We start from the raw sequence: 13,500 nt of genomic DNA, 5'->3' as shown, positions 1-13,500 counted from the left end.
GCCACCCGCTCCAGCAAACCCCCCAGTCGTCCGGTGGCCAACCCCCACCGGTCCGTGAAAGAGAAGGAAGAACTGGCATGTCCCAGACCCTTGCTGCCGTCACCGGTTCCCTCAGCTCCGTTGGCTACGGCCTCGCGGCGATCGGCCCCGGCGTCGGCGTCGGCATCATCTTCGGTAACGGCACCCAGGCGCTCGCCCGTCAGCCCGAAGCTGCCGGTCTGATCCGCGCCAACCAGATCCTCGGCTTCGCCTTCTGTGAGGCGCTCGCCCTCATCGGTCTGGTCATGCCGTTCGTCTACAGCTGACGAACCCCACGACTAGTTCGAATCGACGAAAGGCACTGATGTGAACCTCCTGGTTCTGGCGGCCGAGGAGCCTCAAAACCCCCTCGTTCCGCCGATCCCCGAGCTCGTCATCGGTCTGATCGCCTTCGTCATCGTCTTCGGTTTCCTCGCGAAGAAGCTCCTCCCGAACATCAACAAGGTTCTGGAAGAGCGCCGCGAGGCGATCGAGGGCGGTATCGAGAAGGCGGAAGCCGCTCAGACCGAGGCCCAGAGCGTGCTGGAGCAGTACAAGGCCCAGCTCGCCGAAGCCCGGCACGAGGCCGCGCGCCTGCGCCAGGAAGCGCTGGAGCAGGGCACTGCGCTCAAGGAAGAACTGCGCGCAGAGGGCCAGCGGCAGCGTGAGGAGATCATCGCTGCCGGCCACGCCCAGATCGCGGCGGACCGCAAGGCCGCCTCGCAGGCGCTGCGCCAGGACGTCGGCAAGCTCGCCACCGACCTGGCCGGCAAGCTCGTCGGCGAGTCCCTTGAGGACCACGCCCGGCAGAGCCGCACCATCGACCGCTTCCTCAGCGAGCTTGAGGAGAAGGCCGAGGCGGCCCGATGAACGGAGCGAGCCGCGAGGCGCTGGCCTCCGCGCGTGAGCGTCTCGACGCGCTGACGGACAACACGTCCGTCGACGCGGCGAAGCTCGCCGGTGAGCTGGCTGCCGTCACCGCGCTGCTCGACCGTGAGGTCTCGCTGCGTCGGGTCATCACGGACCCGGCGCAGGCCGGCGAGGCCAAGGCCGAGCTGGCCGGTCGCCTGCTCGGCGGCCAGGTCGGCGGGGAGACCCTCGACCTGGTGTCCGGCATGGTCCGGTCCCGCTGGTCGCAGTCCCGCGACCTGGTGGACTCGCTGGAGGAGCTGGCGGCCACCGCCGACCTCACGGCGGCCCAGCAGGGCGACGCGCTCGACAACGTCGAGGACGAGATCTTCCGCTTCGGCCGGATCGTCTCCTCGAGCACCGAGCTGCGTGCCGCGCTGACCGACCGTGCGGCGACCACCGCCGCCAAGAGCGAGCTGCTGCGCAGCCTGCTCGGCGGCAAGGTGAACGCCGTCACCGAGCGCCTGGTGATCCGTCTCGTCACGCTGCCGCGTGGACGTAGCCTGGAAGCGGGACTCGAGTCCCTTTCCACGCTCGCCGCCGAGCGCCGCAACCGCATGGTCGCCACCGTGACCACCGCGGTTCCGCTCAGCGACGTGCAGAAGGCGCGTCTCGGCGCCGTGCTGGCCAAGCTGTACGGCCGCGAGATGCACCTGAACCTCGACGTGGACCCCGAGGTCCTCGGCGGGATCTCGGTGCGAGTCGGCGACGAGGTCATCGACGGCACCATCGCGGACCGCCTCGAAGAGGCGTCCCGCCGCATGGCCGGCTGACCAGCCACCAATAGAACAACGCATTCCTAGCGGCCCGGTTGGGCCGTGCAGAACTTGCAGAAGATTCCTGGGGGTCGCCCCCAGACCCCTAAGAAGCTTCAGGCCCAACAAGGAGAGCAGGGAACCCAGATGGCGGAGCTCACGATCCGGCCGGAGGAGATCCGGGACGCACTGGAGAACTTTGTCCAGTCGTACCAGCCGGACGCGGCCTCGCGCGAGGAGGTCGGAACGGTCAGCGTTGCCGGCGACGGCATCGCGAAGGTGGAGGGCCTGCCCTCCGCCATGGCGAACGAGCTGCTGAAGTTCGAGGACGGCACCCTCGGTCTCGCCCTCAACCTCGAGGAGCGCGAGATCGGTGCGGTCGTCCTCGGCGAGTTCAGTGGTATCGAGGAGGGCCAGCCGGTGCAGCGCACCGGTGAGGTTCTCTCCGTAGGCGTCGGCGAGGGTTACCTCGGCCGCGTTGTCGACCCGCTCGGCAACCCGATCGACGGTCTCGGCGAGATCGCGACCGAGGGCCGCCGCGCCCTCGAGCTGCAGGCCCCCGGCGTCATGGTCCGCAAGTCGGTCCACGAGCCGATGCAGACCGGTTACAAGGCCATCGACGCGATGGTGCCGATCGGCCGAGGCCAGCGTCAGCTGATCATCGGCGACCGTCAGACCGGCAAGACCGCCCTGGCCGTCGACACGATCATCAACCAGCGCGACAACTGGCGCTCGGGCGACGTGAACAAGCAGGTCCGCTGCATCTACGTCGCCATCGGCCAGAAGGGCTCGACCATCGCGTCCGTTCGCGGCGCCCTGGAAGACGCCGGTGCGCTCGAGTACACGACGATCGTCGCCGCCCCGGCGTCCGACCCGGCCGGCTTCAAGTACCTGGCGCCGTACACCGGTTCCGCCATCGGCCAGCACTGGATGTACGCCGGCAAGCACGTCCTGATCATCTTCGACGACCTGTCGAAGCAGGCCGACGCCTACCGCGCCGTGTCGCTGCTGCTGCGCCGCCCGCCGGGCCGTGAGGCCTACCCGGGTGACGTCTTCTACCTGCACTCCCGTCTGCTGGAGCGCTGCGCGAAGCTGTCCGACGACATGGGTGCCGGTTCGATGACCGGTCTGCCGATCGTCGAGACCAAGGCGAACGATGTGTCGGCGTTCATCCCGACCAACGTCATCTCCATCACCGACGGCCAGTGCTTCCTGGAGTCCGACCTGTTCAACGCGGGCCAGCGCCCGGCGCTGAACGTCGGTATCTCGGTCTCCCGCGTCGGTGGCTCCGCCCAGCACAAGGCCATGAAGCAGGTTTCCGGCCGTCTGCGCCTGGACCTCGCCCAGTACCGTGAGCTGGAGGCGTTCGCCGCCTTCGGTTCCGACCTGGACGCCGCGTCGAAGGCTTCGCTGGAGCGCGGCAAGCGTCTGGTCGAGCTGCTGAAGCAGGGCCAGTACCAGCCGATGCCCGTCGAGGAGCAGGTCGTCTCCGTCTGGGCCGGTACCACCGGCAAGATGGACGACGTCCCGGTCAACGACATCCGTCGCTTCGAGTCGGAGCTGCTGGAGCACCTGCGCCGCGAGCGCAAGGACCTCCTCACCTCCATCGCCGACGGCGGCAAGATGTCGGACGACACCCTGACGTCGATCGCCGACGCCATCGCCGCCTTCAAGCGCCAGTTCGAGACCTCGGACGGCAAGCTTCTGGGCGAGGACGCGCCGGCCGTCAACGTCTCCAAGTGACGACGGAAGGGACCTGACTCATGGGAGCGCAGCTCCGGGTCTACAAGCGTCGCATCCGTGCCGTCACGGCGACCAAGAAGATCACCAAGGCGATGGAAATGATCGCCGCCTCGCGCATCGTCAAGGCGCAGCGCAAGGTGGCGGCATCGATGCCGTACGCGACCGAGCTCACCCGTGCGGTGACCGCGGTGGCGACCGGTTCGAACACCAAGCACGCCCTGACGACCGAGGTCGAGACGCCGACCCGCGCCGCGGTCCTGCTCATCACGAGCGACCGCGGTCTGGCCGGCGGCTACTCCTCCAACGCCATCAAGCAGGCGGAGCGGCTCACCGAGCGGCTGCGCGGCGAGGGCAAGGAGGTCGACACGTACATCGTCGGCCGTAAGGGTCTGGCCTACTACGGCTTCCGCGAGCGCAAGGTCGCGGAGTCGTGGACCGGATTCACCGACAGCCCGGCCTACGCCGACGCCAAGCGCGTCGCCGGGCCGCTGATCGAGGCCATCCAGCTGGAAACGGCCGAGGGCGGCGTCGACGAGCTGCACATCGTCTACACGGAATTCGTGTCGATGATGACGCAGAACGCGGTGGACGGCCGGATGCTGCCGCTCAGCCTCGACCAGGCTGCGGAGGAGACCGGTACGAAGGGCGAGATCCTTCCGCTGTTCGACTTCGAGCCGTCGGCGGAGGACGTCCTCGACGCCCTGCTGCCGCGCTACGTCGAGAGCCGTATCTACAACGCACTGCTGCAGTCGGCCGCTTCCGAGCACGCCGCCCGCCGCCGCGCGATGAAGTCGGCGACCGACAACGCCGGGGATCTCATCAAGAGCCTCTCCCGGCTTGCCAACGCGGCCCGCCAGGCCGAAATCACCCAGGAAATCAGCGAGATCGTCGGTGGCGCGAGCGCCATGGCTGACGCGACCGCGGGGAGTGACAAGTAATGACGACCACTGTTGAGACGGCCGCCGCCACGGGCCGCGTCGCCCGGGTCATCGGCCCGGTCGTCGACGTGGAGTTCCCCGTCGACGCCATGCCCGAGATCTACAACGCCCTCAAGGTCCAGGTCGCCGACCCGGCCGAGGACGGCAAGCTCAAGACCCTGACCCTCGAGGTCGCGCAGCACCTGGGTGACGGCCTCGTCCGTACCATCTCGATGCAGCCGACCGACGGTCTGGTCCGCCAGGCCGTGGTGACCGACACGGGCGAGGGCATCACCGTCCCCGTCGGTGACTTCACCAAGGGCAAGGTGTTCAACACCCTCGGTGAGGTGCTGAACTACCCGGAGGAGAACGCCAACGTCTCCGAGCGCTGGCCGATCCACCGCAAGGCGCCCCGCTTCGACGAGCTCGAGTCGAAGACCGAGATGTTCGAGACCGGCGTCAAGGTCATCGACCTTCTCACCCCGTACGTCAAGGGTGGAAAGATCGGTCTGTTCGGTGGTGCCGGTGTCGGCAAGACCGTTCTGATCCAGGAAATGATCTACCGCGTCGCCAACAACCACGACGGTGTGTCGGTCTTCGCGGGCGTCGGTGAGCGTACCCGTGAGGGCAACGACCTCATCGAGGAGATGGCGGAGTCGGGCGTCATCGACAAGACGGCCCTCGTCTTCGGCCAGATGGACGAGCCCCCGGGCACCCGTCTGCGCGTCGCCCTGGCCGGTCTGACCATGGCGGAGTACTTCCGCGATGTGCAGAAGCAGGACGTGCTGTTCTTCATCGACAACATCTTCCGGTACACCCAGGCGGGTTCCGAGGTGTCGACCCTGCTCGGCCGTATGCCCTCCGCGGTGGGTTACCAGCCGAACCTGGCCGACGAGATGGGTCTCCTCCAGGAGCGCATCACCTCGACCCGTGGTCACTCGATCACCTCGATGCAGGCGATCTACGTCCCCGCGGACGACCTGACCGACCCGGCGCCGGCGACCACCTTCGCCCACCTCGACGCGACGACGGTTCTCTCCCGTCCGATCTCCGAGAAGGGCATCTACCCGGCCGTGGACCCGCTGGACTCGACGTCCCGCATCCTTGACCCGCGGTACATCGCGGCGGACCACTACGCCACGGCGATGCGCGTCAAGGGGATCCTGCAGAAGTACAAGGACCTCCAGGACATCATCGCGATCCTCGGTATCGACGAGCTGGGCGAGGAGGACAAGCTCGTTGTCCACCGTGCCCGTCGCGTCGAGCGCTTCCTGTCGCAGAACACCCACGTGGCGAAGCAGTTCACCGGTGTGGACGGTTCGGACGTTCCGCTCGACGAGTCGATCACCGCGTTCAACGCGATCTGCGACGGTGACTACGACCACTTCCCCGAGCAGGCGTTCTTCCTGTGCGGTGGCATCGAGGACCTGAAGGCCAACGCCAAGGAGCTGGGCGTCTCCTGATCCGGCGCGCTCCGCGAGGGGCGCATCCGGTTCGTCGGTTTCACGGAGAGGGGCGGGTGTGTCCCGTCCCTCTCCCCACGCCCATTAGAATTTGACCCAACACCCGGCCGACCCGCCGGGTGGTGACCCGAGGAGCCACCTTGGCTGCTGAGCTGCACGTCGAGCTGGTCGCGGCGGACCGCAATGTCTGGTCCGGCGAGGCCACCCTTGTTGTCGCCCGCACCACGTCCGGCGACATCGGCGTCATGCCCGGTCACCAGCCGCTTCTCGGTGTGCTGGAATCGGGCCCTGTGACCATCCGCACCAGCGAGGGCAACACTGTCGTCGCAGCGGTGCACGGCGGTTTCATCTCGTTCGCGGACAACAAGCTGTCCCTGCTGGCCGAGATCGCCGAGCTCGCGGACGAGATTGACGTCCAGCGTGCGGAGCGGGCACTGGAGCGCGCGAAGGCGGAGGCCGATGCGGCCGCCGAGCGTCGCGCGGATGTCCGGCTGCGCGCCGTAACGGGCTGAACGCCCGTCGGAGTTTGAACCGCTGAGTCCCGGGGGGCGACCGCCGGGACCCAGCAGACCTCAGCCGCGGTCCGTTCTGGAATTTTCCAGACCGGGTCGCGGCTGAGGCGATGCAGGTCCGTTTTTTTCTCATGTGTATTCGATGAGCGAGGAGGTCGGTGAAGATGCTCCTCGCTCTGCTTGTGAGCGGCCTGGTCGTAGCCCTGGTGGTGATCGGGCTGTTTGTCTTCGGACTGCGCCGCAGGCTCATCCAGCGGTCCGGCGGAACCTTCGACTGCAGCATGCGCTGGGGTGTGTCCGATAAGCCCGACATCTCCGGCAAGGGCTGGGTGTACGGGGTCGCGCGCTACAGCGGTGACCGGATCGAATGGTTCCGGGTGTTCTCGTACTCCCCACGCCCGCGCCGGCTGCTGGAGCGGTCCTCCATCGAGGTCGTCGCCCGCCGCGCCCCGGAGGGCGAGGAGGAGCTGGCCCTGCTCTCCGACGCCGTCGTGCTCGGCTGTCTCCACCGGGGGACCCGCCTGGAGCTGGCGATGAGCGAGGACGCGCTGACCGGTTTCCTGGCCTGGCTGGAGGCGGCGCCGCCCGGCCAGAGGGTGAATGTCGCGTAGCGGCCGTCAGACGTGAAGAAGCCGGGGAGACGGGGGCGGACCCGTCTCCCCGGCTTCGGCCTTTACTGGAGTCCGGTGTGGATCGCGTTCGCGAGCTCACCGTTCGCGGTGTCGCCGCTGAACTCCCAGAAGAAGGCTCCCTTGAGGCCCTGCTGCTTGGCCCAGGTCATCTTCCCGGCGATGGTGGCGGGGGTGTCGTAGCTCCACCAGTTGCCGCCGCACTTGGCGTAGGCCGTGCCGGCGACGGTGCCGGTGGCCGGGCAGCTGCTCTTGAGCACCTTGTAGTCCTCGATGCCCTGCTCGTACGTGCCCTGCGCCGGTCCGGTGGCGGTGCCCCCGGGGGCCGCCTGGGTGACACCGGTCCAGCCGCGGCCGTAGAAGCCGATGCCGAGGTTGAGCTTGGCGCCGGGGACGCCCTTGGCCTTGAGCTTGGCGATGGCGTCGGCCGAGTTGAAACCGGCCTGCGGGATGCCCGCGTACGAGGTCAGCGGAGAGTGCGGGGCCGTCGGGCCCTGCGCCGCCCAGGCGCCGAAGAAGTCGTACGTCATGACGTTGTAGAAGTCGACGTACTGCGCGGCGCCGCCGTAGTCGGCCGCGTCGATCTTGCCGCCGCTGGAGGCGTCGGCGGTGATGGCAGCGGTGACCAGGTTGTTCGCGCCGAACCTGGCGCGTGTCGCCTGCATCAGGTTCTTGAAGGCGGCCGCGCCGCTGGTGTCGCAGGACAGGCCGCAGGCGTTCGGGTACTCCCAGTCCAGGTCGATGCCGTCGAAGACGTCGGCCCAGCGCGGGTCCTCGACCAGGTTGTGGCAGGACTGGGCGAAGGCGGCCGGGTTGGCGGCGGCCTGCGGGAATCCGCCGGACCAGGTCCAGCCGCCGAACGACCACAGCACCTTGATGTGCGGGTATGCCTTCTTCAGCTTGCGGAGCTGGTTGAAGTTGCCGCGCAGCGGCTGGTCCCAGGTGTCGGCGACGCCGTCGACGCTCTGGTCGGCGGTGTAGGCCTTGTCGTAGTCGGCGTAGGCGTCGCCGATGGTGCACTGGCCGTTCTGGACGTTGCCGAAGGCGTAGTTGATGTGGGTGATCTTGCTTGCCGAGCCCGAGGTGACCAGGTTCTTCACGTGGTAGTTGCGGCCGTAGACGCCCCACTCGGTGAAGTAGCCGAGCTTGACCTTGCCGCCCGGGTCCGGGGGAGTGACGCCGCCGGTCGTGGTGACCGTGGTGGAGCCGGAGGAGGGTCCGGTCTGGTCGGCGGTGTCACGGGCGATCACGCTGTAGGTGTACGTGGTGCCCTTGGTCAGGCCCGAGTCCGCGTAGCCGGTCCCGGTGACCGTGGCGATCTTGGCGGAGCCGCGGTAGACGTCGTAGTTCTTGACGCCCTTGTCGTCCGTGGCGGCGGTCCAGGTCAGGGACAGCGAGGTGTCGGCGACGTTGCTCGCGGTGGGGGCGCCGGGAGCCGTGGGGGGAGTGTCGCCGGGCTGCGTGCCGCCGTCGCAGGAGGCCCCATTGATCTTGCAGCCGGTGGGAGCGCCGGAGCCGGCGCCGTTGAAGCCGAAGCTGGCGGTGGCGCCGGGGGCGAGGGTGCCGTTCCAGCCGACGTTCTTGGCCGTCCAGTGGGTGCCCGACCCGGTGACGGTGGCGTCCCAGGCCGAGGTGACCGAGGTGCCCGCCGGGTAGTCCCACTCCACGGTCCAGCTGGTGAGGGTGGTGGTGCCGGTGTTCTTGACCACCCACTTGCCCTCGAAGCCGGTGCCCCAGTCGGAGACCTTGGAGTACGTCGCGGTCGCGGAGGTGGCGGCCTGGGCCGGGCCGGCCAGTACGACGAGCCCCGTGACGGGCAGGGCGAGCGCGGCCATGACGGCCGCGACGCGGGTGAAGAACCGGGAGCGCCTGGTGCGGGGTGGGGATGCTGTGCTCAAGGGTGATCCTCCGTAGGTCCGTCGCGGTCGTGGGGCCGACTTCGACATGGGGGGATGGGACCTGCGCCGCCCGTGAGCACGCTTTGTCATGGCACGCTCACCACAGTGTTGCGGCGAGCGTAGAAAGGTCTGGACCAACCGTCAAGAGGTCCAGACCGGTACGCGCTGAGCCGCCCGCCGCCCCGCCCTAGATACCCAACTCCTGCGCCAACACCGCCGCTTGGAGCCGACTGCGCAGTTCCAGCTTGCCGAGGAGACGGCTGACGTGCGTCTTCGCGGTCGCCTCGGCCATCTCCAGGCGCTCGGCGATCTCCGCGTTCGACAGGCCCTCGCCCAGCGCGCTCAGCACCTCCCGCTCCCGCCGGGTCAGGGAGGCCACCGCCGCGGCCGTCTCCGGCGCCGGGGTGGCCCGCGCCGGCCGGGGAGCCGCGAACTCGGCGATCAGCCGCCTGGTCACCGCCGGGGCGATCAGTCCCTCCCCCCGTGCGACCGTCCGTACCGCCTCGATCAGTTCCGCCGCGTCCGCGTTCTTCAGGAGGAAGCCCGCGGCCCCCGCCCGCAGCGCCCCGAAGACGTACTCGTCGAGGTCGAAGGTGGTCAGCACCAGGACATCCGCCAAGCCCTCCGCGACCACCTGGCGCGTCGCGGACACCCCGTCGAGCCTGGGCATCTGCACGTCCATGAGGACGAGGTCCGGCCGCAGCTCCCGGGCCAGGCGCACCGCCTCCTCCCCGTCGCCGGCCTCGCCCACCACCTCGACGTCCCCCGCGCTGCGCAGGATGAGCACCAGCCCGGCCCGCACCGCGCCCTGATCCTCCGCCACCACCACCCGGATGGTCATGCCTCCACCGCCTTCTCCTCCGCGGGCAGGGTCGCCCGTACTCGCCACATCTCGCCGGACCGGCCCGCCGAGAACTCCCCGCCCAGCAGCTCCGCCCGCTCGCGCATGCCGATCACCCCGGCGCCGGAGCCGGGGGCCCGCGGGCCCGTGCGGTGCCCGTACGGGGAGTCCACCGCCACGGTCAGCAGGCCGTCCGCACGGGCCACGCGGACCGTGACCGTGCCCGCGACGGCGTGCTTGAGCGCATTGGTCAGCGACTCCTGGACGATCCGGTAGGCGGCCAGGTCCACCGGGGCCGGCAGCGCCTCCTTCCCCGGCGGCCGGTCGTCGTGCAGTACGAAGTCCAGCCCGCTCGCCGAGCCGTTGTTGCGGGCCTGCCCCAGCAGGGCGTCCAGGCCGTCCAGGGTGGGCAGGGCGACGGCCTCCGTCCCGGCTCCGGCGTCCCGCAGCAGCCCGATCAGACGACGCATCTCGGCCAGACCCTGGACGCTGTTCTCCCGGATCACCCCGAGCGCCTCGCGGCTGGTGTCGGCCCGGTCGATGGAGAGCGCGGCGGTGGAGTGGATGGCGATCGCGGAGAGATGGTTGGCCACCATGTCGTGCAGCTCCCGGGCCATCCGGGCGCGCTCGGCGGCGACCGCCTGGCTGCGGTCCATCTCGGCCAGCAGAGCGGTCTGCTCGGCGCGCAGCCGGGCGGCCACGGCGGCCTCGCGGTGGTTGCGCAGGGTGGCGCCGGTCAGCGCCGGCGCGAAGCTCACGAGGCCGGTGACCACGCCGATCAGCAGGGCTTCCGGCGTGCGCAGCCAGGCCAGGAAGCCGATGGTGACGGCCACGGTGACCAGGCCGGTGCTGATCGGGAGCCGCCGGGCCGTGGCGGGTGACCCGTACACGACGGCCGCGTACATCAGGTCGGTGAAGATCAGGACGGTGATGAGGCTGCCGACCGTGAACTCGTTGGCGATCACGCCGAGGGTGCCGACGGCCAGGGCCACCGACGGCCTGGAGCGGCGCAGCAACTCCATCGCGGCGAGGGCCACGAGGGGGACCAGGGCGGCCCAGGCGGGCAGGAGGTGCCGGACGGCGCTGCTGTAGACGCCCAGCGACCACATCACCAGGCCCGCGATCAGGCCGACCACGGCGAGGAGGACGTCGTGGCGGTGCGGGCGCAGGCTCTCCTTGGTCACGGTCCCATCCAACAGGGTGCGCGGGGCGCCCACCTCGGCGGAGAGGCCGAGTTGTCGGTACATCGAAGGATGCAGCCGCTTTTCCTCACAGGCGACGACGAAACGGGCCGGACCCGACGGGAGTCTGGAGGGGAAGCGTCAGGCAGTCCCGAGCCGAACGGAGATCCCCGTGATCGTCGCCCTGATCATCGCCTGCGAGGTGGGCTTCTGGGTCCTGCTGGCCGCCGGCCTGGCCCTGCGCTACCTCGCGAAGATGCCCCGGCTGGGCGCGGCGGTCCTGCTGTGCGAACCGCTGCTGGAGCTCGTCCTGCTGGTCGTCACCACGCTCGACCTCAAGAACGGGGCCGCGCCGGACTGGAAGCACGGCGTCGCGGCGCTCTACATCGGCTACACCGTCGCCTACGGCCACTACACGATCAAGTGGCTCGACGGCCACGCCGCCCACCGGTTCGCCGGCGGACCCAAGCCGGCCGGCGCCGGGTACGGCGCGGCGCGGGCCGTCCACGAGTGGAAGCTGTGGGGCCGCACCGTCCTGGCCGCCGCCGTCGCCCTCGGCCTGCTCCAGTTCGCGATCTGGTACGTCGGCGACGCCGGCGACGTCAGCTCTCTGAGGGCGTGGCAGTTCGGCGCCCTGCGCGCGGTCGGCATCCACGCCCTGATCGCCGTCGCGTACACGGTCTGGCCCAAGAAGGCCCCGGCCGGCGCCGAGGACCGGACCCCGCTCGTGAAGACCGAGCGCTGAGCCCCCGGGGGCGCGGCTCGCCGGCCTGGGCCTAGCGCTCGCCGCCCGGCACCCACAGCACGTCCCCGACCTCCTTGTTGGCCACCCGGGCCAGGATGAACAGGAGGTCGGAGAGGCGGTTCAGATAGGTGGCGGTCAGCGGGTTCATCACCTCGCCGTGCACCTCCAGCGCCGCCCAGGTCGAACGCTCGGCGCGCCGGACCACCGTGCAGGCCTGGTGGAGCAGGGCCGCCCCGGGGGTGCCGCCGGGCAGGATGAAGCTGCGCAGCTTCTCCACCTGCTCCAGGAAGTGGTCGCAGTCCGCCTCCAGCTTGTCGATGTAGAACTGCTCCACCCGCAGCGGCGGGTACTCCGGCTTCTCGACCACCGGGGTGCACAGGTCCGCGCCGACGTCGAACAGGTCGTTCTGCACGCGGACCAGGACCTTCACGACCTCCGCCGAGAGCCCGCCGAGTGCGATGGCCGTCCCGATGGCCGCGTTGGCCTCGTTGGCGTCGGCGTACGCGGAGATCCGCAGGTCGGTCTTGGCCGTGCGGCTCATGTCGCCCAGGGCGGTCGTGCCCTTGTCGCCGGTACGGGTGTAGATGCGCGTGAGGTTCACCATGCGGCCAGCGTAGTGAGGCCCGGTGGAACAGTGCACGCGGAGCATCACGCGGTGGTGCGGCGGGAGCCGCCTGCGCGGCCCGTACCGCCCGGGTCGGACACGAATGAGCCCATGCGGGCTAAGAGGTTGTGGTTTGACCGGCATGGCCGGAATCGGCATCGGGTCGAACCCGCCGGGCGGACCGGCGTCTTGGCGGGCTTCCCGGGCGCGCGCCACGCCGGGGAGCACGCCGCGCATCGGGCGACTGCGCGCGGTCGGGGAGCGGTTGGGGAGCCGCGGGGGGACTGACCCGTACCGGTGTGATGTCCGTCATCTGAGACGTGACGCGTGTTACTTCGCGGTCACACCGCACCGCCCGGGCGCTAGTCTCCGCCGGAGTGACTACGTGACTGTGCCGTAGGGAAACGAGGGGTGTGTAGTGGCTGGGAAGCTCGCCGTCATCGGTGCGGGACTCATGGGTTCCGGGATCGCTCAGGTCTCCGCTCAGGCGGGTTGGGACGTCGTGCTGCGCGATGTCACCGACGCCGCGCTGACCCGCGGGACGGACGGGATCAAGGCCTCGTACGACAAGTTCGTCTCCAAGGGCAAGCTGACGGCCGAGGACGCCGAGGCGGCCCTCGCGCGCATCACGACCACCACCGACCTCGACGCCGTCGCCGACGTCGACATCGTGGTGGAGGCGGCCTTCGAGAAGATCGAGATCAAGCACGAGATCTTCCGTGCCCTCGACAAGATCGTGCGCGAGGACGCGATCCTCGCCTCCAACACCTCCGCCATCCCGATCACCAAGATCGCGGCCGTGACGGAGCGTCCGGAGCGGGTCGTCGGCGCGCACTTCTTCTCGCCCGTCCCGATGATGCAGCTGTGCGAGCTCGTGCGCGGCTACAAGACCAGTGACGAGACCCTCGCCACCACGCGGGCGTTCGCCGAGTCCGTCGGCAAGACCTGCATCGTCGTCAACCGCGACGTCGCCGGTTTCGTGACGACCCGTCTGATCTCCGCGCTGGTCGTCGAGGCCGCCAAGCTGTACGAGTCGGGCGTGGCCTCCGCCGAGGACATCGACATCGCGTGCAAGCTTGGCTTCGGACACGCGATGGGGCCGCTGGCCACCGCCGACCTCACGGGTGTCGACATCCTGCTGCACGCCACCAGCAACATCTACACCGAGTCCCAGGACGAGAAGTTCGCCCCGCCGGAGCTGATGCGCCGGATGGTGGACGCCGGGGACATCGGCCGCAAGAGCGGACAGGGCTTCTACAAGCACTGAGGCCGGGCGGCGACGGAG

At 69.5% G+C, this 13,500-nt stretch carries 14 protein-coding genes; 10 read left to right on the top strand and 4 right to left on the bottom strand.

Annotation, left to right across the window (positions count from 1 at the left end):
- Positions 1-77 precede the first annotated feature (77 nt).
- From atpE to ACWGIF_RS02340, 8 genes are all read left to right on the top strand, one after another.
- Complete coding sequence (atpE, locus tag ACWGIF_RS02375; protein ID WP_030386954.1) at positions 78-305, top strand: ATP synthase F0 subunit C; 228 nt, start codon at positions 78-80, stop codon at positions 303-305.
- Positions 306-345: 40 nt separating this feature from the next.
- Positions 346-888: a F0F1 ATP synthase subunit B gene (locus tag ACWGIF_RS02370; protein WP_030826858.1), complete on the top strand. Its 543-nt coding sequence runs from the start codon at positions 346-348 to the stop codon at positions 886-888.
- Positions 885-1,700, top strand: coding sequence for a F0F1 ATP synthase subunit delta (locus tag ACWGIF_RS02365; RefSeq protein ID WP_453489778.1), 816 nt, complete (start codon positions 885-887; stop codon positions 1,698-1,700). The genes ACWGIF_RS02370 and ACWGIF_RS02365 overlap by 4 nt, the downstream gene beginning before the upstream one ends.
- 129 nt (positions 1,701-1,829) lie before the next feature.
- The gene (atpA, locus tag ACWGIF_RS02360; RefSeq protein ID WP_446591654.1) at positions 1,830-3,425 is read left to right on the top strand and encodes a F0F1 ATP synthase subunit alpha; all 1,596 of its coding nucleotides are present in this window, start codon (positions 1,830-1,832) and stop codon (positions 3,423-3,425) included.
- A gap of 20 nt (positions 3,426-3,445) precedes the next feature.
- Entirely contained in the window at positions 3,446-4,363 is a 918-nt protein-coding gene (locus ACWGIF_RS02355) for a F0F1 ATP synthase subunit gamma (RefSeq protein ID WP_453489774.1), read from the top strand.
- On the top strand, positions 4,363-5,805 hold the full coding sequence (atpD, locus tag ACWGIF_RS02350; protein WP_453489771.1) for a F0F1 ATP synthase subunit beta: 1,443 nt from the start codon (positions 4,363-4,365) through the stop codon (positions 5,803-5,805). The genes ACWGIF_RS02355 and atpD overlap by 1 nt, the downstream gene beginning before the upstream one ends.
- Positions 5,806-5,945: 140 nt before the next feature.
- A complete protein-coding gene (locus ACWGIF_RS02345; RefSeq protein WP_150259378.1) occupies positions 5,946-6,317 on the top strand; it encodes a F0F1 ATP synthase subunit epsilon in 372 nt (123 codons plus the stop codon).
- 164 nt (positions 6,318-6,481) lie between these two features.
- Positions 6,482-6,928, top strand: coding sequence for a DUF2550 domain-containing protein (locus ACWGIF_RS02340; protein WP_453489768.1), 447 nt, complete (start codon positions 6,482-6,484; stop codon positions 6,926-6,928).
- A gap of 62 nt (positions 6,929-6,990) precedes the next feature.
- On the opposite strand, the gene ACWGIF_RS02335 is transcribed toward ACWGIF_RS02340, so the two are convergent.
- The 3 genes from ACWGIF_RS02335 to ACWGIF_RS02325 all read right to left on the bottom strand — a co-directional run bounded on the left by ACWGIF_RS02335 (position 6,991) and on the right by ACWGIF_RS02325 (position 10,932).
- On the bottom strand, positions 6,991-8,892 hold the full coding sequence (locus ACWGIF_RS02335; protein ID WP_453489765.1) for a glycosyl hydrolase family 18 protein: 1,902 nt from the start codon (positions 8,890-8,892) through the stop codon (positions 6,991-6,993).
- 139 nt (positions 8,893-9,031) lie between these two features.
- On the bottom strand, positions 9,032-9,685 hold the full coding sequence (locus ACWGIF_RS02330; RefSeq protein WP_453489762.1) for a response regulator: 654 nt from the start codon (positions 9,683-9,685) through the stop codon (positions 9,032-9,034).
- Positions 9,682-10,932, bottom strand: a complete 1,251-nt coding sequence (locus ACWGIF_RS02325) for a sensor histidine kinase (protein ID WP_453489759.1) — start codon at positions 10,930-10,932, stop codon at positions 9,682-9,684. Before ACWGIF_RS02325 ends, ACWGIF_RS02330 begins: the two co-directional genes overlap by 4 nt.
- Before the next feature lie 106 nt (positions 10,933-11,038).
- Here ACWGIF_RS02325 and ACWGIF_RS02320 point away from each other — a divergent pair, with 106 nt between their 5' ends.
- A complete protein-coding gene (locus ACWGIF_RS02320; protein WP_453489756.1) occupies positions 11,039-11,611 on the top strand; it encodes a hypothetical protein in 573 nt (190 codons plus the stop codon).
- 31 nt (positions 11,612-11,642) lie between these two features.
- Here ACWGIF_RS02320 and ACWGIF_RS02315 read toward each other — a convergent pair whose 3' ends face one another.
- Complete coding sequence (locus ACWGIF_RS02315; protein ID WP_453489753.1) at positions 11,643-12,215, bottom strand: cob(I)yrinic acid a,c-diamide adenosyltransferase; 573 nt, start codon at positions 12,213-12,215, stop codon at positions 11,643-11,645.
- A 418-nt stretch (positions 12,216-12,633) separates the two neighbouring features.
- Here ACWGIF_RS02315 and ACWGIF_RS02310 point away from each other — a divergent pair, with 418 nt between their 5' ends.
- On the top strand, positions 12,634-13,482 hold the full coding sequence (locus ACWGIF_RS02310) for a 3-hydroxyacyl-CoA dehydrogenase family protein (RefSeq protein WP_030708166.1): 849 nt from the start codon (positions 12,634-12,636) through the stop codon (positions 13,480-13,482).
- Positions 13,483-13,500: the final 18 nt, after the last annotated feature.

It is taken from the genome of Streptomyces sp. NPDC054849, from assembly GCF_053610945.1.
Note: the sequence above shows the minus strand (reverse complement) of the source record. Positions and strands in the feature narration are given on the sequence as shown.